Source organism: Nocardioides sp. NPDC051685 (assembly GCF_044453405.1).
In the GTDB taxonomy this organism is placed as follows: domain Bacteria; phylum Actinomycetota; class Actinomycetes; order Propionibacteriales; family Nocardioidaceae; genus Nocardioides.
The window spans coordinates 369,882-391,053 of sequence record NZ_JBITCR010000006.1 but is presented as its reverse complement, the minus strand read 5'-3'; the positions used below and the strand labels follow the sequence as shown (position 1 = coordinate 391,053).

21 protein-coding genes are annotated in these 21,172 nt (G+C 69.3%); 8 read left to right on the top strand and 13 right to left on the bottom strand.

Annotated elements, in window-relative coordinates; translation table 11 throughout:
• Positions 1 to 11 precede the first annotated feature (11 nt).
• Complete coding sequence (locus ACIA03_RS19895; protein ID WP_396985643.1) at positions 12 to 563, top strand: CGNR zinc finger domain-containing protein; 552 nt, start codon at positions 12 to 14, stop codon at positions 561 to 563.
• Here the strand turns inward: ACIA03_RS19895 and ACIA03_RS19890 are convergent.
• Positions 545 to 1,831 carry an SLC13 family permease gene (locus tag ACIA03_RS19890; protein WP_396985640.1) on the bottom strand — a complete coding sequence of 429 codons (1,287 nt, stop codon included), beginning with the start codon at positions 1,829 to 1,831 and terminating at the stop codon, positions 545 to 547. The two genes, ACIA03_RS19895 and ACIA03_RS19890, sit on opposite strands and share 19 nt — an antisense overlap.
• Before the next feature lie 101 nt (positions 1,832 to 1,932).
• Here ACIA03_RS19890 and ACIA03_RS19885 point away from each other — a divergent pair, with 101 nt between their 5' ends.
• From ACIA03_RS19885 to ACIA03_RS19875, 3 genes are read left to right on the top strand one after another with little or no spacing between them, the layout of a single operon-like run.
• Positions 1,933 to 2,880: a sensor histidine kinase gene (locus tag ACIA03_RS19885; protein WP_396985638.1), complete on the top strand. Its 948-nt coding sequence runs from the start codon at positions 1,933 to 1,935 to the stop codon at positions 2,878 to 2,880.
• Positions 2,877 to 3,539 carry a response regulator transcription factor gene (locus ACIA03_RS19880; protein ID WP_141803142.1) on the top strand — a complete coding sequence of 221 codons (663 nt, stop codon included), beginning with the start codon at positions 2,877 to 2,879 and terminating at the stop codon, positions 3,537 to 3,539. The genes ACIA03_RS19885 and ACIA03_RS19880 overlap by 4 nt, the downstream gene beginning before the upstream one ends.
• Positions 3,540 to 3,558: 19 nt before the next feature.
• Entirely contained in the window at positions 3,559 to 4,935 is a 1,377-nt protein-coding gene (locus tag ACIA03_RS19875) for a pyridoxal phosphate-dependent decarboxylase family protein (protein ID WP_396985635.1), read from the top strand.
• Between the two features lie 53 nt (positions 4,936 to 4,988).
• Here the strand turns inward: ACIA03_RS19875 and ACIA03_RS19870 are convergent, their stop codons facing one another.
• The 4 genes from ACIA03_RS19870 to ACIA03_RS19855 all read right to left on the bottom strand — a co-directional run bounded on the left by ACIA03_RS19870 (position 4,989) and on the right by ACIA03_RS19855 (position 10,212).
• Positions 4,989 to 6,680, bottom strand: coding sequence for an FAD-dependent oxidoreductase (locus ACIA03_RS19870; RefSeq protein ID WP_396985633.1), 1,692 nt, complete (start codon positions 6,678 to 6,680; stop codon positions 4,989 to 4,991).
• 37 nt (positions 6,681 to 6,717) lie between these two features.
• The gene (locus ACIA03_RS19865) at positions 6,718 to 7,494 is read right to left on the bottom strand and encodes an alpha/beta fold hydrolase (protein WP_396985631.1); all 777 of its coding nucleotides are present in this window, start codon (positions 7,492 to 7,494) and stop codon (positions 6,718 to 6,720) included.
• Positions 7,495 to 7,511: 17 nt separating this feature from the next.
• On the bottom strand, positions 7,512 to 8,300 hold the full coding sequence (locus tag ACIA03_RS19860; protein ID WP_396985629.1) for a hypothetical protein: 789 nt from the start codon (positions 8,298 to 8,300) through the stop codon (positions 7,512 to 7,514).
• Positions 8,301 to 8,433: 133 nt separating this feature from the next.
• Positions 8,434 to 10,212 carry a 3-hydroxyacyl-CoA dehydrogenase family protein gene (locus ACIA03_RS19855; RefSeq protein ID WP_396985627.1) on the bottom strand — a complete coding sequence of 593 codons (1,779 nt, stop codon included), beginning with the start codon at positions 10,210 to 10,212 and terminating at the stop codon, positions 8,434 to 8,436.
• Positions 10,213 to 10,272: 60 nt separating this feature from the next.
• Here ACIA03_RS19855 and ACIA03_RS19850 point away from each other — a divergent pair, with 60 nt between their 5' ends.
• On the top strand, positions 10,273 to 10,779 hold the full coding sequence (locus ACIA03_RS19850; RefSeq protein ID WP_396985625.1) for a polyketide cyclase: 507 nt from the start codon (positions 10,273 to 10,275) through the stop codon (positions 10,777 to 10,779).
• A 125-nt stretch (positions 10,780 to 10,904) separates the two neighbouring features.
• Here the strand turns inward: ACIA03_RS19850 and ACIA03_RS19845 are convergent, their stop codons facing one another.
• The gene (locus ACIA03_RS19845) at positions 10,905 to 12,071 is read right to left on the bottom strand and encodes a 3-hydroxyacyl-CoA dehydrogenase NAD-binding domain-containing protein (protein WP_396985623.1); all 1,167 of its coding nucleotides are present in this window, start codon (positions 12,069 to 12,071) and stop codon (positions 10,905 to 10,907) included.
• A gap of 88 nt (positions 12,072 to 12,159) precedes the next feature.
• On the opposite strand from ACIA03_RS19845, the gene nucS reads away from it, so the two are divergent.
• Together nucS and ACIA03_RS19835 are read left to right on the top strand one after the other, a co-directional pair.
• The gene (gene nucS / locus ACIA03_RS19840; RefSeq protein WP_396985621.1) at positions 12,160 to 12,834 is read left to right on the top strand and encodes an endonuclease NucS; all 675 of its coding nucleotides are present in this window, start codon (positions 12,160 to 12,162) and stop codon (positions 12,832 to 12,834) included.
• A gap of 89 nt (positions 12,835 to 12,923) precedes the next feature.
• Complete coding sequence (locus ACIA03_RS19835; RefSeq protein ID WP_350832638.1) at positions 12,924 to 13,172, top strand: hypothetical protein; 249 nt, start codon at positions 12,924 to 12,926, stop codon at positions 13,170 to 13,172.
• 100 nt (positions 13,173 to 13,272) lie between these two features.
• Here the strand turns inward: ACIA03_RS19835 and ACIA03_RS19830 are convergent, their stop codons facing one another.
• The 6 genes from ACIA03_RS19830 to ACIA03_RS19805 all read right to left on the bottom strand — a co-directional run bounded on the left by ACIA03_RS19830 (position 13,273) and on the right by ACIA03_RS19805 (position 19,388).
• Positions 13,273 to 15,111: a bifunctional metallophosphatase/5'-nucleotidase gene (locus tag ACIA03_RS19830; RefSeq protein ID WP_396985619.1), complete on the bottom strand. Its 1,839-nt coding sequence runs from the start codon at positions 15,109 to 15,111 to the stop codon at positions 13,273 to 13,275.
• A gap of 82 nt (positions 15,112 to 15,193) precedes the next feature.
• Positions 15,194 to 15,370 (bottom strand): hypothetical protein, encoded by a 177-nt coding sequence (locus ACIA03_RS19825; protein WP_396985617.1) that lies wholly within the window; start codon positions 15,368 to 15,370, stop codon positions 15,194 to 15,196.
• A gap of 32 nt (positions 15,371 to 15,402) precedes the next feature.
• Positions 15,403 to 16,284 carry an NAD(P)/FAD-dependent oxidoreductase gene (locus ACIA03_RS19820; RefSeq protein ID WP_396985615.1) on the bottom strand — a complete coding sequence of 294 codons (882 nt, stop codon included), beginning with the start codon at positions 16,282 to 16,284 and terminating at the stop codon, positions 15,403 to 15,405.
• Positions 16,285 to 16,409: 125 nt separating this feature from the next.
• A complete protein-coding gene (locus ACIA03_RS19815; protein ID WP_396985613.1) occupies positions 16,410 to 16,850 on the bottom strand; it encodes a DUF6069 family protein in 441 nt (146 codons plus the stop codon).
• 121 nt (positions 16,851 to 16,971) lie between these two features.
• Positions 16,972 to 18,999, bottom strand: coding sequence for a protein meaA (locus ACIA03_RS19810; protein WP_396985611.1), 2,028 nt, complete (start codon positions 18,997 to 18,999; stop codon positions 16,972 to 16,974).
• A gap of 80 nt (positions 19,000 to 19,079) precedes the next feature.
• Positions 19,080 to 19,388, bottom strand: coding sequence for an STAS domain-containing protein (locus ACIA03_RS19805; protein ID WP_396985609.1), 309 nt, complete (start codon positions 19,386 to 19,388; stop codon positions 19,080 to 19,082).
• Between the two features lie 198 nt (positions 19,389 to 19,586).
• Between ACIA03_RS19805 and ACIA03_RS19800 the strand changes: the two genes are divergently transcribed.
• Entirely contained in the window at positions 19,587 to 20,159 is a 573-nt protein-coding gene (locus ACIA03_RS19800) for a cob(I)yrinic acid a,c-diamide adenosyltransferase (protein ID WP_045547381.1), read from the top strand.
• A gap of 10 nt (positions 20,160 to 20,169) precedes the next feature.
• On the opposite strand, the gene ACIA03_RS19795 is transcribed toward ACIA03_RS19800, so the two are convergent.
• Positions 20,170 to 21,150, bottom strand: a complete 981-nt coding sequence (locus ACIA03_RS19795) for a helix-turn-helix domain-containing protein (protein WP_396985606.1) — start codon at positions 21,148 to 21,150, stop codon at positions 20,170 to 20,172.
• Positions 21,151 to 21,172: the final 22 nt, after the last annotated feature.

Below are 21,172 nucleotides of genomic sequence, written 5' to 3'. Positions count from 1 at the left end.
AATGTGTCAACATGGTTTTCACCCATGACACCGACGTCGGCCTCCAGGCAGCCGCGGCGCTGGCGAACACCCTTGCCCTCTCCCCCGGCTCGGTCGACGAGCTGACCACCGTGGCGGCGCTCGACGAGTTCTTCGTGACGTACGACTACACGGGGCGGCACGACCGCGACCGCGCCGAGCTCGACGAGGTGCGCGCCCTCCGTCCGCGCCTGCGCGACCTGCTCACCGCCGAGCGCGACGAGGCCGTGCGGCTGACCAACCAGATGCTCGCCGAGCACCGCGCCACTCCCCAGCTCGTCCGCCACACGAACTACGACTGGCACATCCACGCCACCGAGCCTGACGCCCCGCTGGCCACGAGGATCGCCGTCGAGACCGCGATGGCCATGGTCGACGTCATCCGCGCCGGCGAGCTGTCCCGCCTCTCGATCTGCGCCGACGACAACTGTGCCGGCGTGGTCGTTGACCTCTCCCGCAACCGCTCCAAGCGCTACTGCTCACCGACGTGCACCAACCGCAACGCCGTGGCCGCCTATCGCGAACGTCAGGCGAGCACGAAGTAACGGAGGGCGACGTAGACCCAGGCGACGGCCAGCGTCACGATCGTGACCACGATGCCGTACCTGGTGAACTTCCAGAAGCTGATCGGGTGGCCGGCCTTGGCGGCGAGCCCGAGCACCACCACGTTGGCCCCGGCGGCGACGGCGGTCGTGTTGCCGCCGAGGTCCGCGCCGAAGACGAGGGCCCACCACAGCGGGCTGTCGGCGCCCGAGGACGGCGTCGCGGCCACCATCTCCTCCACGATCGGCACCATCGCCGCGGTGTAGGGGATGTTGTCGACGAAGCCGCCGACCACGGCCGAGCCGATCATCAGCCCGGTCACCCCGGCGAGCTCGTTGTCGCCCATCAGCTCGGCGGCGTACGTCCCGAGCGACCCGATCACCCCGACCTCGACCAGGCCGCCGACGAGCACGAACAGCGCCATGAAGAAGGCCAGGGTCGACCACTCGACCTCCTCCAGGAACGCCTCGGTCTGCGTCTGGGAGACGACCACCATCGCACCGGCGCCGAGCATGGCGACCAGCGACGGGTCCAGGTGGAGCTCGGTGTGCAGGCCGAAGGCGAGCATCACCAGGGCCAGGACGGCCAGGCAGCGGTAGAGCAGCCCGCGGTCCGGGATGGCGGAGGCGGGCGGCTCGATCAGGCCGTCGAGATCGACGCGGCCCCGCAGGTCCTTGCGGAAGAGCAGGCGGACGAGTCCGACCAGCACCACCAGCAGGATCAGGCACAGCGGCAGCGAGTGGATCAGGAAGTCGTCGAAGGTCAGGTTCGCCCGGCTCGCCACGATGATGTTGGGCGGGTCGGCGATCAGTGTCGAGGTGCCGCCGACGTTGGCGGCCAGGATGAGTGAGATCAGGTAGGGCATCGGGCGCAGCCCCAGCCGCTCGCAGACCGACAGCGTCACCGGCGTGACGAGCAGCACGGTGGTCACGTTGTCGAGGATCGGCGAGAGCGCCGCGGTGACCAGGATCAGCAGCGTCGCCAGCCGCGCCGGGCGGCCGCCGGACTGTTTGACCGCCCACAGCGCGAGGAACTCGAACAGGCCCGTCTGCTTGAGGACGCCGACGATCACCATCATCCCGAAGAGCAGGAAGATGACGTCCCAGTCGACCCCGGTCTCATGACTGAAGAAGGCCGACTCGGCATCGATGATCCCGAGCGCGACCATCGCGGCGACGCCGCCCAGGGCGGCGGCGACACGGTGGACACGCTCGGTGGCGATGAGGCCATAGGTGACGATGAAGACGGCCACCGCTGCGTACACGATCATGCGTTGAGCTCCATGCCATCGACCCTCCGTTACCGGAGACCTGATCCGAATGGGTGCTGCCACCCATAAGTCCTGGCCAGAGGAGATGTCAGGGTTGAGCCATGAGTCATCTACCGCTCTACTGGCGGGTCTGCCTGACCAACTGGGCCGTGTTCTGCGTCGGCACCCTGGTCCTGGCGCTGTCCCCGGCCCGGGTCTCGGAGCGCGTCCTGGCCTCGGAGGCGGTGGTGCTGGCGGTCGGGCTGGTCGTGATGGCGACCCTGAACGCGCTCCTGCTGCTGCGCAGCCTGGCGCCGATCGACCGGGTGATCCGCACGATGGACGCGGTGGACCACCTCTCCCCCGACCAGCGCCTGACGACCCACGGCAAGGGCGCGGGCGCCCGTCTGGTGGCCAGCTACAACGCGATGCTCGAGCGGCTCGAGACCGAGCGGAGCACCAGCAACGCCAAGGCGCTCGCCGCACAGGAGGCCGAGCGGCACCGGATCGCCCAGGAGCTCCACGACGAGGTCGGGCAGTCGCTCACGGTCGTGCTCCTGGGGCTCAAGGGGCTGGAGCGACAGGTGCCCGAGTCGGTGCGTCCCGAGCTCGCCGCCGTGCGCGAGTCCGCGCGCACCGGCATCGACGACGTACGCCGCGTGGCCCGGCAGCTGCGGCCGGGCGTGCTCGAGGACCTCGGCCTGCACGCCGCCCTGGCCTCGCTGGCGACCGACGTCGGCGCGCTGGGCCGCACGACCGTACGCCGCACCATCGGCCGCGGGCTCCCCGAGCTGCCCCAGGACCGCGAGCTGGTGATCTACCGGGTCGCCCAGGAGGCGCTGACCAACGTCGTCCGCCACGCCCACGCCGCCACCGCCGAGCTCTCCCTGTGCAAGGTCGGCGACAAGGTCGTCCTCACCGTCTCCGACGACGGCCGCGGCAGCACCGACCTCGTGGCCGGCGCCGGGATCAGCGGCATGCGGGAGCGGGCCCTGCTCGTCGGTGCCGAGCTTCGGGTGACCAGCACCCCGGGCCGCGGCACCACCGTCCTCCTGGAGGTGCCGCTGTGACCCCGACGCCTGCGAAGATCCGGATCCTGCTGGCCGACGACCACACCCTCGTCCGCCGCGGCGTACGCCTCATCCTCGACGCCGAGCCGGACCTCGAGGTGGTCGCCGAGGCGGCCGACGGTGCCGAGGCCGTCGCCGCGCTGCGCGACGTCGAGGTCGACCTGGTGATCCTCGACGTCGCCATGCCCCGAATGACCGGGCTGCAGGCCGCGCGCACCATCGCCCGGATGCGTACGCCACCGAAGATGCTGATGCTCTCGATGCACGACAACGAGCAGTACTTCTTCGAGGCACTCAAGGTCGGCGCCAGCGGGTACGTCCTCAAGTCGGTCGCCGACGAGGACCTGGTCAAGGCCTGCCGCACCGCTATTCGGGGGCAAGCCTTCGTCTATCCCGGGGCGATGAGTGCCCTGGTCCGCGACTACCTCGACCGGCTCAACCGCGGCGAGAGCCTGCCGCGTACGGTCCTGACCGAGCGGGAGGACGAGGTGCTCAAGCTCATCGCCGAGGGACACTCGACCCGCGAGATCGCCCGCGAGCTGACGATCTCCTACAAGACCGTCGAGCGGCACCGCGAGAACATTCTCGCCAAGCTGGGCCTGCGCGACCGCACCCAGGTGACCCGCTATGCCATCAGGGCGGGTCTCATCGAGCCCTGAGAAGGCCTACCGTCAAAGGATGGACCCACAGCTCGACGCAGACCTCGCCGGGATGACCGATCTCCTCGGCGCGACCCAGGACTACGCACAAGAGATCATCGCCGGACTCGACGGCAGACCGGTGACCTCTCCGTTCCGGCCTCCCTCCGCCGAGCGGCTACCGGCCCGGGGCGCCGGGGGCCAGGCCGCTCTGCGACACTTCGAGAGCCGTTGGGCGCCGGGCCTCTCGGCGAGCGCCGGCCCCCGCTACCTGGGCTTCGTCACCGGCGGGGCGACCCCTGCCGCGGTCGCCGGCGACTGGCTGACCCCGGTCTTCGACCAGAACACCATCACGGTCCAGGACTCCGCCGCCAGCGACCTCGAGCGCGAGACGGTGCGCTGGGTCCTCGACCTGCTGGACCTCCCTGGCGACTTCAGCGGAGCGTTCGTCACCGGCGCGACGATGTCCAACCTCACCGGCCTGGCGCTGGCACGCGAGTGGCTCGGCGACCGGCTCGGGGTGTCGGTCTCGACCGAGGGCGTCGCGGCGCTCGGTCCGGTCGTCGTGCTCTCCGGCGCCGCCCACTCCACCGTCTCCAAGGCGCTGTCCGTGCTCGGGCTGGGCAGAGACAGCCTCCGGCCGGTCGCTCTCCGCCCCGACCGGGATGCCGTCGACGTCGACGCGTTGCGGACCGCTCTGCGCGAACAGGCCGGCCGACCCGTGATCGTCGTCGCCAACGCCGGCACCGTGAACACCGGCGACTTCGACGACCTGAACGCCATCGCCGACCTCCGCGACGAGTTCCCGTTCTGGCTTCACGTCGACGGCGCCTTCGGTGCGTTCGCGGCCCTCGCCCCCTCGCACGCCCACCTCGTCGCAGGTCTCTCCCGCGCCGACTCGATCTGCGTCGACCTGCACAAGTGGCTCAACGTCCCCTATGACTCCGCGATCCAGCTCACCCGCCACCCGGACCTGCAGGCCCGGGTCTTCAGCAACGCCTCGGCCTACATCGGCCTCCCCGGCGCATCCCCTGATTTCGTACACCTCACCCCCGAGAGCTCCCGACGCCTGCGCGCCCTGCCCGCCTGGTTCACCCTGTACGCCTACGGCCGCGAAGGCCACCGCGAGATCGTCGAGCGCACCATCGCCCTCGCTCGCCGCACCGGGCGGCTGCTCGCCGAGATCGACGGCGTCGAGCTGCTCGCCCCGGTCCGGCTCAACATCGTCTGCCTGAAAGTCCCCGGCGATCCCGCCGAGCTCGCCCGCCGTGTGGCCGATACCGGCGTCACCTTCGTGACCCCCACGGTCCACCACGGCACTCCCGCCCTGCGGTTGGGGTTCAGCAACTGGCGTACGTCCGAGGCGGATGCCGATCGGATCGTCGAGGTGTTCCAGCGACTCTTGTCGGGCAGCTAGCCCACGAGGCGGCCGCGAGCAGGAGTGTCACTCTGCCCACGGTCCCAGGGGACTCAGGCGCCGAACTCCCGGGCGCGCAGCCGCGCCAGGTGGGCGTGCACCAGCGGGAGCACCGACGCGCCCTCGCCGCTCGCGGAGGCGACCCGCTTCATCGACCCGGCACGTACGTCACCGACGGCGAAGACCCCCGGCACCGTCGTCTCCAGGCTCGCGGGCGGGTTCCCGTCGACCCACGCGTCGTGTGGCACGTCGCGGCCGGTCAGGACGAACCCGTGCTCGTCGAGCGCCACGCACTCCGCCAGCCACGAGCAGTCGGGTTCCGCTCCGAGCAGGCAGAAGAGGCCGTCGGCGGACGTCTTGGTGTCCTCACCGGTGTCCAGGTTCTCCAGCCGCAGCCACTCCAGCCGGGCGTTGCCCCCGCCGTCCGCGACGACGGTGCGCGGCCGGACCTGGATGTTCGCGGTCGCGTCGATCTCACGCACCAGGTAGGCCGACATGGTCTCGGCGAGGTCGTGACGCCGGACCAGGATCGTCACCGCTTTCGCGAACTTGGCGAGGTGGATGGCCGCCTGTCCGGCCGAGTTGCCGCCGCCCACCACGAAGACCTCACGGCCCTGCATCTCGCGCGCCATCGACGTCGCGGCACCGTAGTACACGCCGGCTCCCACCAGGTCGTCCACGCCAGGCACCCCGAGCCGCCGATAGGTCACGCCCATCGCGAGCACGACCGTACGTGCGCAGAACTGCGCGCCACGCACGTGCACGTGCTGGTGCTCGGGCTCGTGGGCGGGACCGGGCTCGATCCCGGTCGCCGGGCGCCCGGTGAAGAAGCGCGCGCCGAACCGCGTCGCCTGGATGCGGGACCGCTGGGCGAGGCGCATGCCGGAGATGCCGCGCGGGAAGCCGAGGTAGTTGCGGATCATGGAGCTCGACCCCGCCTGGCCGCCGATCGCGTCGCGTTCCACAACGACCGTCGCCAAGCCCTCCGACGCCGCGTAGACGGCGGCCGCGAGGCCCGCCGGTCCACCACCCACGATGGCGACGTCGGCGATCACCCCCTCGGGGATCTCGTCGAACCCGCCGTAGATGGCCTCGGCGGCCGTCGCCGCCGTCGCTCCGGAGACCACGCGTCCCGTGAACGTACGTAGCAGGGGCAGCCGCGCCCCCGGGCCGGCGGCCTCGACGATCTCCTCCGCCTCCTCGTCGCTCGGCTCGAGCGACCGGTGTGGGAAGCCCATGCGTTCCAGCAGGTCCCGGACCGCCGCCGCGTCGCGGTCGCCCGGCTCGGCCACCACGTCGGTCACGGTCACCAGGGGCCTGCCCACCGACCACCCCCACTCCGAGAGCAGCTCGATCAGCGCGGTGTGGAACTCCTCGTCCCGCGGCCCGCGCGGGATGAGGACGTACGTGTCCATCTCACGCTCGAGCGCCGCGGCACGTAGGTCGTCGAGAGCACCGGAGAAGTCGTCCCACGAGACCAGCGCGACCCGCCGCGCCGTCGCCACGATGGCCGGTACGCGGTGCAGGAACTCGATCGAGGTGCCTTCGTCGAGCACGTGCTCGACGGCGACCATCGCGATCTGCGCGCCCTCGGCCACGAGCTCGCGGGTCCTGTCGAGGCCCGCGGCGAAGCCCACCACGGGCTCGATCCGGTAGTCACGGTCGTAGCGTGCCCGGAACTCGTGCTCGATGATCTCGGCGTGCTCGCCGCCGACCAGCACGATGACCGGTCTGTCGCGCTCCATGCCGCACAGCGTAGCCGCGGTCCTCAGTCGCCGAGGCTCAGTCACCGAGGAAGGGACGCAGGGTCGCCAGGAAGGTCTCCGGCTTCTCGGAATGGACCCAGTGACCGGCGCCCTTGATGGTCACCTTGCGATAGCGCGGGAACCACTCCTTCATCGCCGGCGCGTACTCGTCGGTGACGTAGTTCGACAGCTCGCCCGCCAGCCACAGCACGGGCCCCTCATAGGGTTCGTACGCCTTCAGCTCCTCGGCCGGCCAGTCGCCGATGCGGTCGAGGTCGCGGCCGAGGACGTCCAGGTTCATCGCCCAGCGCCAGCCGTCGCCGTCCCGTCTCAGGTTCTGCAGCAGGAAGCCGCGGATCGTCGGGTCGGGGACCGCCTCCCGCATCCCGGCGTCGGCCTCCTCGCGCCGGGTGATGCGGTCCAGGTCGAGGCTCTGCATGGCGTCGACGTAGGTCTTGAAGCCGCCGACCCGCTCGTAGACGACCGGGGACATGTCGGCCACGACCAGCTTCGCGACCAGCTCGGGGCGGGTGATCGCGAGCAGCATCGCCACCTTGCCGCCCATCGAGTGGCCGACCACGGTCGCGGGGTCGTCGGCCGAGAGCAGCTCGGCGACGGCCGCTGTCACCTCGAGGTAGTCGAAGGTCTCGGGCTGCGGCGAGCGGCCGTGGTGGGGCAGGTCGACGAGCGTGACCCGATGCTTGTCGGCCAGCTGCTTGCCGAGCGTGTTCCAGTTGCGTCCCTGGCCGAAGAGTCCGTGCAGGAAGACGACGCGGCTGCCGCTCTCACCGAGCTCGAGCGTATGAAGAGTCACCGAGGGATCGTACAGACTCAGAAGTCGAAGCCGTCGAACATGTCCCCGATGCCGTCGCCGATGCCGCCGAAGGCGTCGCCGATGCCCTCGCCGATGCCGCCGATCGCGTCACCCATGCCCTCGCCGATCTCACCGAAGGCGTCGAAGCCGCCGAACGCGCTGAACATCAGCCCGGCGAACATCCAGTCCATGGGCGAGAAGGCACCGAAGTAGCCGGCAGCGTAGGGCCGGTAGGCCGGGCCACCCTGCCAGTAGGGAACGCGCTCGTTGCCGACCATCACCTTGCGGGTGTCCGGTTCAGCGCCGGCCTTGACGCGCTCGGCGTCGAGCGCACAGGCAGGTACGTCACGGGTGGTGCCACCCGGCGGCGCCCAGGCCACGTCCTCGACCGAGAGCCCGTGGCGGGGGTCGAAGAAGCACGGCGGGCGGCGCTTCGGCAGCGGCTCGCCGGCGACCCGCGCCTTGACGCAGGCGACCGCGTAGCGGCCGTCCTCGACGATCGTGGTGATCTGCTTGACGTCGTCGGGCGAGGTCATCTTGTCGACGGTGCGCTTGGCCGTCTCGTATTCGTCCAGGGCCCGCTGGTAGTCGGCGTTGGCGCCCTCGTCGAGCTCCTTGCCGGTCATGTCGAGGTCGAGCTTCTGCAGCTCCTCACCGAACGCGGTGACGTCCTCGAAAGCGAGCTGCTTGACCGGCTCGAGGTCGGCGCGCTGCTTTTCCAGCGCCCGCGCCTGCGAGCGCCTGCTGGTCACTACCACGGTCCCGACCACCGCGACGACGATGAGGAGTGCGATCAGAAGTCCCACGTCTCTCAGCGTACTGCCGGGGTGGTCGGGGCCTGCGCCTTCATCAAGGTATGCAGCTCAGGTCGCACATCCCATGTGGAGTTCCGCGTGGGATGTGCGCCTTCGTCTGCATACCTTGACGAAGGAACGCGCGTCAGCTGTAGTCGCGGAACCCCTTGCCCGTCTTGCGGCCCAGGTAGCCGGCGGTGACCAGGTGCTCCAGGAGCGGCGCGGGCGCGAAGCCCGGCTCGCGGAACTCCAGGTAGAGCTCGCGCTCGATAGCGAGCGAGACGTCGTTGCCGACCACGTCGAGCAGCTCGAAGGGACCCATCGGCAGCGCACATCCGAGCTTCATCGCGGTGTCGATGTCGTCGGCGGTCGCGTAGTGGCCCTCGAGCATCTTGACCGCGTCGTTGAGGTAGGGGAAGAGCAGCGCGTTGACGATGAAGCCGGCGCGGTCGCCACAGGAGACCGGCGCCTTGCCGACCTTCGCGCAGAGGGCGCGGACGGTCTCGGAGACCTCCTCGGAGGTGGTGACCGTGGAGACGACCTCGACCAGCTTCATCACCGGCGCGGGGTTGAAGAAGTGCATCCCGACGACGTCGGCAGGACGCTTCGTCACCTTGGCCAGCTCGATGACCGGCAGGCTCGAGGTCGTCGTCGCCAGGATCGCGCCCGGCTTGCAGATGTCATCGAGGTTCTCGAAGAGCGTGGTCTTGATGGCCAGATCCTCGGCGATCGCCTCCACGACGATGTCGACGTCGGCCAGATCGTCCAGCGAGGTCGTGCCGGTCAGGCGGCCGAGGATCTCCGGCTTCGCCGACTCCTCCAGCTTGCCCCGCCCGATGGCCTTGTCGAGGCTCTTGGTGATCCGCGCGGCGACATCGTCGACCTTGTCCTGGCTGCGCCCGACGTACGTCACGTCGTAGCCGCCCTTGGCGAAGACCTCGACGATCCCGGAGGCCATCGTCCCGGTGCCGACGACGCCGACCTTGGTGATCTCGCGGCGGAGCTCGTGGGTGGCGTCGGCGCTGGGCGTGAGGGCGTCGGGGACCACGATCGGCGAGTCGGCCCCCTCGTAGGTGTAGAAGCCGCGGCCCGACTTCCGCCCGAGCATCCCGGCGGTGACCATCTGCTTGAGGATCGGCGCAGGGGCGTGCAGGCGGTCGCGACCCTGGCGGTACATCGTGTCGAGGATCTCGTAGGAGGTGTCCAGGCCGATCAGGTCCAGCAGCGCCAGCGGCCCCATCGGGTAGCCGCAGCCCAGCCGCATCGCGGTGTCGATGTCCTCGCGGGTGGCGTAGTGGCCCTCGAACATCGAGACGGCGTGGTTCAGGTAGCCGAAGAGCAGCGCGTTGGCGATGAACCCGGCCCGGTCACCGCAGACCACCGGTGACTTGCCGAGCTTGCCGACGACCTCGCGCGCGTCCTCGAGCACCTCGGGCTCGGTCACCACGGTGCGTACGATCTCGACGAACTTCTGCACCGGCGCGGGGTTGAAGAAGTGCACGCCGACGACGCGCCCGGGGTGCTTGGACGCGGTCGAGATCTCGGTCACCGACAGCGACGAGGTGTTTGTCGCCAGGATGGTCTCGGGGGCCACGATCTCGTCGAGGGTGGCGAGGATCGTCTTCTTCAGCTCCAGCGACTCCACGACCGCCTCGACGACCATGTCGACGTCCTTGAGCGCCGTCGGGTCGGTGGCGAAGGAGATCCGGCCGAGCAGCGCCTTCTGCTCCTCCTCGCTGAGCTTGCCGCGCTTGACCGCCCGACCCGTCGAGTGCGCCAGGTGCTCCTTGCCGCGCTCGAGGCCCTCCTCGTCCCGCTCCACCCCGACAACGGTGAACCCGTTGCGGGCGAACACCTCCGCGATCCCCGCACCCATGGTGCCCAGGCCGACGACTCCGACTGTCTCGATCGTGCGCTCGCTCATGCCGAGCATCCTGCCACGGGGGGATGTCGGGCATCCCGGCATGCCGCTAGATTCGCTCCCGTGACCGACCAGACCCAGGCCGCCGAGCGCATCGGGGCCGAACGCATCGACGCCGAGCGGATCATCCCCGCCTCCCCCGCCGACATCTTCGCCGTCCTCGTCGACCCGGACGGCCATGTCGCCATCGACGCGTCCGGCATGCTCCAGTCGGCAGATGGATCACCAGTCGGCGCCGTCGGTGACCGGTTCGACGTCCACATGGACCGCGAGTCCCTCGGCGACATCCCGCTGGGAAAGTACGACGTCACTGTGATCATCACCGGGTTCGAGCCCGACAGGTGGATCGAGTGGACCATCGAAGGCACGATCAAGCCGCCGATCGGCCACCGCTTCGGCTACGAGCTCGAACAGCTCGAGTCCGGCGACACCCGCGTCACCTCGTACTGCGACTGGTCCACCGCCGTCCCCGGGTGGAAGCGGATCTTCCCGATCATCGACCAGAAGTCGATCCGGGCCACCCTGGGGATCCTGGAACGAGCCGTACGCCGCGGCTACCCCCGCCCCTGACCGCCGAGGCGTCACCCCCGCAGGCCGAGGCGTCACACGCGCGAATCGAGCCGGCACTTCGGTGCCGACTCGATTCGCGTAGCTGACGCCTCGGCCGACGTACGTGACGCCTCGGCCGGGTTGGGTCAGTAGGTGTGGAACCCCTCGCCGGTCTTGCGGCCGAGCTTGCCTTCCTGGACCTTCTGGACCAGGAGGGCGGCGGGGTCGAAGCCGGGCTCGCCGAACTCGTTGCGGAGCTCGGACTGGATGGCCAGGGAGACGTCGTTGCCGACGACGTCGAGGAGCTCGAACGGGCCCATCGGGAAGCCGGCGGTCTCCTTGATCGCGGCATCGATCTCGTCCATCGCGACACCGGACTCGTGCAGCTTGACGGCGTCGTTGAGGTAGGGGAACAGCAGCGCGTTGACGATGAAGCCGGAGCGGTCGCCACAGGAGACCGGGACCTTCTTGATCGCGGCGGACAGCGCCAGCACGGTCTCGTCGACCTCGGGCGAGGTGAAGTCGGTGGTGACCACCTCGACGAGCTTCATGACCGGCGCGGGGTTGAAGAAGTGCATCCCGATGACGTCGCCGGGGCGCTCGGTGACCTTGGCGAGCTCCGTGATCGGCATCGAGCTGGTCGTCGTGGCCAGGATCGCACCGGGCTTGGCGATCCGGTCGAGGTCCTTGAAGAGCTGCGTCTTGATCTCGAGATCCTCGGCGATGCCCTCGACGATCAGGTCGGCGTCGGCGAGGTCCTCGCGCGAGGTGCTGCCGGTGAGACGGCCGAGCACCGCGGCCTTGGTCGCCTCGTCCGAGCGGCCCTTCGCGATGGCCTTGTCGAGCGACTTGGTGATGCCGGCGACGACTCCGTCGACCTTCTCCTGGGAGCGGCCCACGAAGACGACGTCGTAGCCCGCCTGGGCGAAGACCTGGACGATGCCCGAGGCCATCGTGCCGGTGCCGATCACGCCGATCTTCTCGATCGTGCGGCGCAGCTCCGGAGCGCGTACGTGGTCTCCGGCGACCGCGGCGAACGTCCCGGACTCGCCGGCGACCTTGGTGAGCAGGTCGGCGGGCTTGTGCAGGTTGTCGCCGGTCTCCTCGAAGCGGGCGAGCAGCCCGTCACGTACGGCGGCGGCGCCGATCTCGTCGGCCGTGGCCAGCGGCCCCTGGGGGTAGCCGCAGCCGAAGCACATGGCGTTGTCGATGTCCGCGGCGGTGGCGTAGCCCGACTCGAGCATGCGAATGGCGTGGTTGAGGTAGGGCAGCACGAGCACGTCGTGGATGGAACCCTGGGTCGAAACCGTCATGCGACGGAAGACTGCCAAATTTATTACCCATGAGTAACCCCTGGTGGCGTGACGCTGCTCACATCAGGTCATGCGATACGTTCTCCCGGTGAGACTCGTCGTTGCCACCTGCCAGGTCGACTACGCGGGGCGGCTCACCGCCCACCTTCCGATGGCCACCAGAGTGTTGATGCTCAAGGCCGACGGATCGGTGCTGGTCCACTCCGACGGGGGCTCCTACAAGCCCCTCAACTGGATGTCGCCGCCCTGCGCCCTCAAAGAGGGCAAGTCCGACGACGGCCGCGTCGAATGGACCGTGACATCCAAGACGGACGACACCCTCCGGATCCTGATCGACGAGATCCACCACGAGTCGTCCCACGAGCTCGGCATCGACCCCGGCCTGCAGAAGGACGGCGTCGAGAAGCACCTCCAAGAGCTCCTCGCCGACCACCCGGCCACGCTGGGCGAGGGGTTGACCCTCGTACGCCGCGAATACCCGACCGCGATCGGCCCGGTCGACCTGATGTGCCGAGACGCCGACGGGAAGTCGGTCGCGGTCGAGATCAAGCGGCGCGGCGAGATCGACGGCGTGGAGCAGCTGACCCGCTATCTCGAGCTGCTCAACCGCGACCCGCTGCTGGCCCCCGTACGCGGCATCTTCGCCGCTCAGGCGATCAAACCGCAGGCGCGCGTGCTCGCCGAGGACCGCGGGATCACCTGCGCGATCGTCGACTACGACGCGCTCCGCGGCCTCGATGATCCGACCGAGAGACTCTTCTGACCAACAGTTGGTGCACGGTCAGGCAAGTTCACGCAAGCGAAACAGGTTTCCATACCTTTCATATGCGATCGCGTGACACTATTCACGTCATGTCCATGAACTACTCGGGGCATGGCGTTGGGGGCCGCCTGTCCGTGAGCGACGTCGAGGCGATCATGATCGATCTCCTGACGATGCAGCAGATGCACACGGCTGAGTTCCATGCGATCAAGGGCCGGATGGAGCGCACCGACGCTGCGATCGACAGCGTCAACGCGCGCCTGGACAGCGTGGAGCGGCGGCTGGACGACCTGCTGATCTCGATGAGTCAGCTGCTCAACTGGATCAACCCCCGCTGACCCGCCGAGTCGGCTCATCCTGACGTAGAACCCCGCCGAGTCGGCTCGTCATGACGAGCCGACTTGGCGGGGCTTGCGGTCAGAACGAGCCGACTCGATGTCAGGAGTTGACGGTGATCGGCTCGCCGCCGGAGACGAGGCGCCAGTCGACCGAGGCGAAAGCAGCCGGGTCGATGACCTGGTGGGCGGTGACCCAGTCGATGAGCAGCTGTCGGATCTCGACCTGCTGGTTGTAGACCACGGGGGCGTGGCTGACGTGCGGGAAGCCGCCGCCACCGGACTGGCGGTAGTTGTTGACCGCGAGCACGAACTCCTGAGCGTCGGTGACCGCCACGCCGTCGTAGGCGAGGCCGGTGATCCGCGAGCCCACCGCGGCCGCGATGTCGATGTCGTAGGTCAGCGCCGCATCGAGCCCGGCGATCGTGTCGAAGTTGTAGTCGGGGGTGCCGTTGGGCGCGGTATCGGTCGGCGCGTTGGTGACCTGGTCGATCGGGAAGGGGCCGGTGCCGCTGACCTGCTTGAAATAGCGAGCGGTGTATTCGAGGTAGTCGCGCAGCTGGGACCCGGTGATGCGCACCGCCATCAGGGTGTTGTCGTAGATGTAGAGACCGGCAACGTCGCGTACGGTCACCTCGCCCGCCGGGAAGGCGGCGGCACGGCTGAACGGGGCCGCGATCGAGAGCACCGGCAGCTCCGCGTCGGAGCCGGTGAGCGCCGCCTTGACCGCATCGGCCTGGACGAAGTTGACGAAGTCGATGATCGGTACGTCCTCCACGACCGCCCGCGCGGCCAGCATCTCCACCGCGGAGGTGCCGACGACGGAGTTGACGTAGTCGATCACGACGTCGTGCTGCTCCTTCACCGCGGCGGTGACCTCCGGGTCGGGGTCGACGGTGTTGGAGTTGAGCGTCTGCGAGGTCGCCGACTCCAGGACCCAGGCGGGACGGCCCCGACGCTTCTCGCGGCGTACGACCAGGTCCATCACGGAGACGCGCATGCCCCAGTAGAGCGGCTCGGTCAGCAGCACCTGCTTGCCGGTCGCGGTGTTGGTGACGTAGCGCTGGGTGATCTCCCGGTGGGCGTGGCCGACGAGGATCGCGTCGACGTCCGGCACCTGCTCGGCGACCAGGGTCGAGGCGTTCTCCGGGGGCAGCTCGTCGCCGTAGGAACTGGAGGTGTCGGCGCCGGAGTGGGCACTGATGATCACCAGGTCGCAGCCGGCCTTCTTGAGCTCGGGAACGAAGATCTTGGCCTGCTCGACCAGCCCGGGGAACTCCATCCGACCCTCGACGTTGGCCTTGTCCCAGATCGCGATGCCGGGGTTGGTCAGACCGAGCACACCGACCCGCAGTCGACGGCCGCGACCGAGGTCGTAGTCCTTGATGATGTAGGGCGGGAAGACCGGCAGCTTGGTCGACGGGTCGACCGCGTTGGCGCCGAGCATCGGGAAGTCCACCTGCTCCTCGAACTTCCGGAGGGTGTCGATGCCGTAGTTGAACTCGTGGTTGCCGAGCGCGACGGCGTCGTAGCCGACCAGGTTCATCGCCCGGGCCATCGGATGGATCGCGCCCTCGGTGATCGGGTCGATCCGGGCGTAGTAGTAGGCCAGCGGCGTGCCCTGGATGGTGTCACCCGCATCGATGGTGAGGATCGGCTCGCCGCGCCGCTCGGCACGGACGGCGTCGATCAGGGTCTTGACCTTGGCGACGCCGATCTCGTTGCCGGCGCTGTTCGCGAACTCGGCGTTCTTGTAGTAGTCCCAGTTGAAGACGTTGCCGTGCAGGTCGGTCGTGCCGAGCACGGTCAGCCGGACCGTGTCCGGCTTTCCCGCGCGGTTCGCACCATGGGCCGGGGTGGCGGTGTAGCCGGCAGCGCTCAGCGCCGCGGCGCCCGTGACAGCAGCACCGGACAGGACAGAACGGCGGGTGGCGTGAGGCATCGGTAACGTCCTTGCACGAGTAGGTAATCGTCTGCAAGGCAATTCCTACCACCTCGGGCACAACTTGGCGGCGCCTTTCCACTCAAGCAGGCAGATGCTTCTTCTTGACCGGCTTGCCGTCCAGGGTCACCAAGCGCCGCTTCTTGACCGTCATGCCCTCGGGCAACGTGCCCTCCTTGAGCATGCGGATCGGGCACCGCTTGCAGCGCGACTTCGACACGCAGCACTCCGTCTTGGGAGGCTTCCTCTTCTTGCCCACCCCCGAAGGGTAACAGCAGAGTTAGGCAAGCCTTACTTCACCAGGGCCGCCACCTCGGCGGCACAGCCCCAGCTCAGCGTCACCCCGGCACCGCCGTGCCCGTAGCAGTGCACCACCCGCCCCTCGCGCTCCAGCCGGACCAAGGGCCGGGCCGGGCGGAGGCCGACCAGATGGGCCCTGACCTCGGCGTTCGCGATCTCCGGCACGGCAGTGGTGGCGTCGGCCAGGATCCGCTCGGCCGTACGCGGATCCGGGCTCTGGTCCCAGGCGTGCGGCACCGACGTACCCCCGACGACGGTGTCGCCACCGCGCGGGAAGACGTAGGAGGGGGCCTCGCCCTCCGCTTCCAGCCACTCGTCGGTGGCACCCGGCTCGAGGACGACGATCTGGCCCTGGACCGGGTAGAGGCTGGTGTCGCCGACCAGCTCCCGCGCGCCGAGACCGGTCGCGTTGACCACGACGTCGGCGTCCAGGCTCTCCAGGTCGTCGACGGTCCCCGTCGAGATGGTCCCGCCGGCGTCGGTGATCCGTCGCTCGAGCCACGGCAGGTAGACCGGCATCTCGGCGATCGGGGCGGTGAACTCGGCCCGGTTGTCGCTGACGGTCAGGTCGGTGAGCGGCGCGGCCCACCACAGATCGGCCTCGGGGTTGTGCTGGGTGCCGTGCACCATGCGTACGCCTGCCTCTGGCTCCTCCTCGGCCAGCCGGGCGAGCTCTCGGAAGGTCTCGGTGGCCCAGACCCTCACCCGGTCGCGCGGCTCGGCCAGGTAGGGGAACCAGAACCCGCCGGCCACCGCCGAGGTGGTCCCGGACGTCCGCTCCCGGCCGATCACGTTGACCTCGTGACCGGCCTCCAGCAACCGCACCGCGCACGAGAGCCCGATGACTCCGGCTCCGACCACCACTATCCGCATGCGCGGCAGGCTACCCGCCGCACGTGTAACACGTCGTTCGTAGGACTACTCGCCCCATCAGATAGGGCGAGTAGTCCTACGAACGACGTGTTACAGGACCCGTTCGGCGCCTCTGCGGGCAGACCTCACCGCTCCTCGGCCAGGCGGCGGGCCAGGACCGGGACGACGATGGCGGCGGCGACGACGTGCAGGACCATCAGGGTGACCGCACTGACGGCGTCGAAGCCGAAGGTGGCGTCGGGGACGAACGAGACGACCGTCAGCACGACGGTGGTGACCACGAACGTACGCCGCGGGCTGCGGGCGACGCGGGCCATCACCGCGGCCATCGCGACCCCGATGAGCGAGAAGAAGGCGGTCAGCTGGACGAACCCGAGGATCGGGATCGGCCCCGAGGCGGTCTCGAAGCTCACCCCGGCGGCCAAGGCACCGGCGGCGAGGAGGGTGACGACCGCGCTCGCGGCAACCGTGGCGCCGAGGCCATGGAGCCAGACCGGCTTGCGGCCGGCGGCGCGGGTGGCGCGGGTCGAGGTGGTGGTCTGCTGGGCGGTGGTGATCGTGGACATCTTGTTCTCCCGTGAGGTGGCGGGAGGCTCTGTTCGCCTCCCTCTGCCCCTTCCACGAACGGCCGCAAGCAGAATCGACACGTCTCCCGAAAGTTTTTTCGGGAGACGTGTCGGCGCAGGCTCAGGAGAGGTCGTTGGCCTTCCGGATGACCTCGACGATGTCGGCCATGATCTCGGTGAGGCTGAAGTCCTTGGGCGTGTAGACCGCCGCGACCCCCGACTCGATCAGGGTCTTGGCGTCGGACTCGGGCACGATGCCGCCCACGATGACCGGTACGTCACCCAGACCCGCCTCGCGCAGCCCCTCGACCACGGACGGCACGAGCGACATGTGCGAGCCGGAGAGGATCGACAGCCCGACCACGTGTACGTCCTCGGCGACCGCCGCGGCGACGATCTGCTCCGGGGTCAGTCGGATGCCCTGGTAGATGACCTCGAAGCCGGCGTCGCGGGCCCGGACGGCCACCTGCTCGGCGCCGTTGGAGTGACCGTCCAGGCCGGGCTTGCCGACGAGCATGCGCAGCTTGACGCCGAGCTCGTCACCGGTGGCCTTCACCCGGTCGCGTACCGCGGACAGCTCGGCACCTGCCTCCGCGGCGCCGACGGCGCCGGAGACACCGGTGGGCGCCCGGAACTCGCCGAAGACCTCGCGCAGGGTGCCGGCCCACTCCCCCGTGGTCGCGCCCGCACGGGCGGCGGCCAAGGTGGCCTCCATCAGGTTGGCGTCGGTCTTCGCGGCAGCGGCCAGCGCGGCCAGCGCCTCGGCGACGGCCGACTCGTCACGCTCGGCCTTCCACGCCTCCAGGGAGGCCTTGGCGGCCTCCTCGGCACGGGGGTCGGCGACCATGATCGCGGCATCCAGGTCCGCGGTCAGCGGGCTCGGCTCGGTGGTGGTGAACTTGTTGACGCCGACGATGATCTCCTCGCCGGACTCGATGGCGGCGCGACGGCGGGCGTGCGAGGAGACCAGCTCGGACTTCATGTAGCCGGTGTCGACCGCGGCGATCGCGCCACCCATGGCCTGGACACGGTCGATCTCCTCCTTGGCGCCCGCGACGAGCTCGGCGACCTTGGCCTCGACGACCGGCGAGCCGTCGAAGAGGTCGCCGTACTCCAGCAGGTCGGACTCGTAGGCCAGCACCTGCTGCAGACGCAGCGACCACTGCTGGTCCCACGGACGCGGCAGGCCGAGCGCCTCGTTCCAGGCCGGCAGCTGCACCGCGCGGGCCCGCGCGTTCTTGGAGAGCGTCACCGCGAGCATCTCCAGCACGATGCGCTGGACGTTGTTCTCGGGCTGCGCCTCGGTGAGACCGAGGGAGTTGACCTGGACGCCGTAGCGGAACCGGCGCATCTTCGGGTCCTCGACGCCGTAGCGCTCACGGGTGATCTCGTCCCAGAGCTCGACGAAGGCGCGCATCTTGCACATCTCCTCGACGAAGCGCACCCCCGCGTTGACGAAGAACGAGATCCGGCCGACGACCTTGCCGAAGTCCTCCTCGGAGACCTGGCCGGAGGCCTTGACCTGGTCGAGGACCGCGATGGCTGTGCACATCGCGTAGGCGATCTCCTGCACCGGCGTCGCGCCGGCCTCCTGCAGGTGGTAGCTGCAGATGTTGATCGGGTTCCACTTCGGGATCTGGTGGACCGTGTAGGCGATCATGTCGCTGATCAGGCGCAGGGAGTGCTCCGGCGGGAAGACGTACGTCCCGCGGGAGAGATACTCCTTGATGATGTCGTTCTGCGTGGTGCCGGCCAGCTTGGCGGCGACCTCGGCCGGGTCCATGCCGGGGTTCTGCTCCTCGGCGGCGACCTGATACATCGCGAGCAGCCACATGGCGGTCGCGTTGATCGTCATCGAGGTGTTCATCTCAGTGAGGGGGATCTGGTCGAAGAGCTTGCGCATCTCTCCCATGTGCATGATCGGCACGCCGACCTTGCCGACCTCGCCGCGGGCGAGGACGCTGTCGGGGTCGTAGCCGGTCTGCGTGGGCAGGTCGAAGGCGACCGAGAGACCGGTCTGCCCCTTGGCGAGGTTGGTGCGATAGAGCTCGTTGGACGCCTCGGCGGTCGAGTGGCCGGCGTACGTCCGCATCAGCCAGGAGCGATCCTTCGCCGGGCGGCTCTGCTCGGAAGGCGTGGTGTCCGTCATAGACGGCATGCTAGCCCCTCGGTTACCGATCGGTAACCGGCTCCGGTGTGGAAGATGTCACTCGCTTTACCCGCTACCCGCTACGCGATGAGCGGGGAGTTCTCCACCTCGAGCACACGATAGAGCCTCGAGAGGTGAAGCATACGCCGCACCGCGGGAGTGCAGCCCTGCAGCGTGAGACGGCGACCCTCGGCATGGGCCTGCCGGGTCGCGACGGCGAGCAGCTTCAGGGCCGTCACATCGGCACTGGCCACGCCGGAGACGTCGAGCACGACGTCGCCCTCCACCGAGTCGAGATGGTCATAGATGACGCTGCGCGCCATCCAGGTGCTGCGTACGTCGAAGTCTCCGTTCAGCACCAGCGTCGGCCCGTCGATCACGATCTCCATGCCCTGCCTCCATCCCCCGGGAAGTGGATTGCCCTACACAGCAGCTCTACGCACCACACGGCGCTCCCTCTCGCCCACTATGACGCGCGGCAGCTCCGATTGGTTGCACCTCAACAGCCCCATTGGCCACTTCCGTCACTATCATCTGTCAGATGACCACGCTCGCCGGGAAGTGGGGCTTCCGCATAGGCTCAGCCCATGGTCAACCTGACGCGCATCTACACCCGCACCGGCGACGCCGGTGAGACCCGGCTCGGCGACATGAGCCTGACCGCCAAGACCGACCTGCGGCTGGAGGCGTACGCGACCACCGACGAGGCCGGGGCGGCGATCGGGGTCGCGCTGGCTCACGGCGGCATCGACGAGGACGTCGTGAAGGTGCTGACGACCGTCCAGAACGACCTCTTCGACGTCGGCGCCGACCTGTCCACCCCGGTCGTGGCCGACCCCGAGTATCCGCCGCTCCGGGTCGAGCAGGCCTACATCGACCGGCTCGAGGCCTGGTGCGACGACTACAACGAGCCGCTGGAGAAGCTGCGCTCGTTCATCCTCTCCGGCGGCACCGTGGCCGCGGCCCACCTGCACGTGGCCCGCACCGTGGTGCGCCGCGCCGAGCGGGCGGCCTGGGCTGCGTACGAGGTCCACGGCGAGACCATGAACAAGCTGGCCCTGACCTACCTCAACCGCCTCAGCGACCTGCTCTTCATCCTCGCCCGGCACGCCAACCGCGAGCAGGGCGACGTCCTGTGGGTGCCGGGCGGCGAGCGGTAGGGCTCGAGCGTCACAGCCAGCCGCGACGACCCGCCTCGTAGCCGAGCTGGAGGCGGGTGTCGACCCGCGCGCGGTCCATCATCTGGCGCACCCGCCGCTGGACCGTACGCAGCGACAGCCCGAGCTGCGCCCCGATGGACGCGTCGGTGAGGCCCGCGAGCAGCAGCGAGAGGACCTTGGTGTCCAGGGGCTCGAGGCGATCGGCGGCCGTCTCGACCGTGCCCTCGGGCGTCGCGACGAGCTTCGGGGCCGAGGTCCAGATCAGGTCGAAGAGGGCGAGGATCGCGTCGAGCAGACCGCTGGGGTGGAGCAGGAGCGCGTCCTGGACGGTGTTGTGCTCACTGTTCATCAGCGGGATCAGGGCGATCTCCCGGTCGACGATGAAGGCACGCAGCGGCACCGTCGGCACCACCCGCAGCTCGATCCCGATCTCGAGGCCCGAGTCGATGGTCTCGTAGATGCCGGGGGTGTCGAAGACAGAGCGCTCGAGCACGATGTCGTGCCGGACCCCGCGCTCGATCGCCGCCCGCTCGGCCTCGTCGGCGTCCTCCCGGGTCACCACCGCGGCCTGCGGCTTCTGCAGGGCCTGGATGCACTTCTTCGCCGAGTACTGCAGCTGGGCGAACCGCTGGGCGATCGCCTCGGTGCCGTGCACGACATCGACCACGTCGGCCACGTCCCGGCGAGCGACCGAGCCCCGGTAGAGACCGGCGAGCTCGGTCATCTCGACCTGCGCGCGGCGCAGCTCGTCCTGGCGCTGGACGAGCAGCGCCCCGAGCGCCACCGCCGGCGGCGAGGCGACGTAGCGGTCCTGACCGGCCGAGGCCCGGGCGACCAGGCCCTTCCCCTCCAACGCGGCCAGCACCGCGGAGACCGCGTAGGTGTCCAGGTCGGACACCTCGGCCAGCTCTTCGAGATTGGCCGACGGCGCCCCGACCAGCTGGCGGTAGACCGTCTCCTCGAGCTTGTCGAGACCGAGCGCATCGAGCATCCGAGATGCCTTTCCGTGGCGG

Bases quoted from the DNA above. Each gene is read 5' to 3' on its own strand.
- ACIA03_RS19895 (WP_396985643.1), top strand. From the start codon at position 12: ATGGTTTTCACCCATGACACCGACGTCGGCCTCCAGGCAGCCGCGGCG.
- ACIA03_RS19890 (WP_396985640.1), bottom strand. From the start codon at position 1,831: ATGATCGTGTACGCAGCGGTGGCCGTCTTCATCGTCACCTATGGCCTC.
- ACIA03_RS19885 (WP_396985638.1), top strand. From the start codon at position 1,933: ATGAGTCATCTACCGCTCTACTGGCGGGTCTGCCTGACCAACTGGGCC.
- ACIA03_RS19875 (WP_396985635.1), top strand. From the start codon at position 3,559: ATGGACCCACAGCTCGACGCAGACCTCGCCGGGATGACCGATCTCCTC.
- ACIA03_RS19870 (WP_396985633.1), bottom strand. From the start codon at position 6,680: ATGGAGCGCGACAGACCGGTCATCGTGCTGGTCGGCGGCGAGCACGCC.
- ACIA03_RS19855 (WP_396985627.1), bottom strand. From the start codon at position 10,212: ATGAGCGAGCGCACGATCGAGACAGTCGGAGTCGTCGGCCTGGGCACC.
- ACIA03_RS19845 (WP_396985623.1), bottom strand. From the start codon at position 12,071: ATGACGGTTTCGACCCAGGGTTCCATCCACGACGTGCTCGTGCTGCCC.
- ACIA03_RS19835 (WP_350832638.1), top strand. From the start codon at position 12,924: ATGTCCATGAACTACTCGGGGCATGGCGTTGGGGGCCGCCTGTCCGTG.
- ACIA03_RS19830 (WP_396985619.1), bottom strand. From the start codon at position 15,111: ATGCCTCACGCCACCCGCCGTTCTGTCCTGTCCGGTGCTGCTGTCACG.
- ACIA03_RS19820 (WP_396985615.1), bottom strand. From the start codon at position 16,284: ATGCGGATAGTGGTGGTCGGAGCCGGAGTCATCGGGCTCTCGTGCGCG.
- ACIA03_RS19815 (WP_396985613.1), bottom strand. From the start codon at position 16,850: ATGTCCACGATCACCACCGCCCAGCAGACCACCACCTCGACCCGCGCC.
- ACIA03_RS19810 (WP_396985611.1), bottom strand. From the start codon at position 18,999: ATGACGGACACCACGCCTTCCGAGCAGAGCCGCCCGGCGAAGGATCGC.
- ACIA03_RS19805 (WP_396985609.1), bottom strand. From the start codon at position 19,388: ATGGAGATCGTGATCGACGGGCCGACGCTGGTGCTGAACGGAGACTTC.
- ACIA03_RS19800 (WP_045547381.1), top strand. From the start codon at position 19,587: ATGGTCAACCTGACGCGCATCTACACCCGCACCGGCGACGCCGGTGAG.
- ACIA03_RS19795 (WP_396985606.1), bottom strand. From the start codon at position 21,150: ATGCTCGATGCGCTCGGTCTCGACAAGCTCGAGGAGACGGTCTACCGC.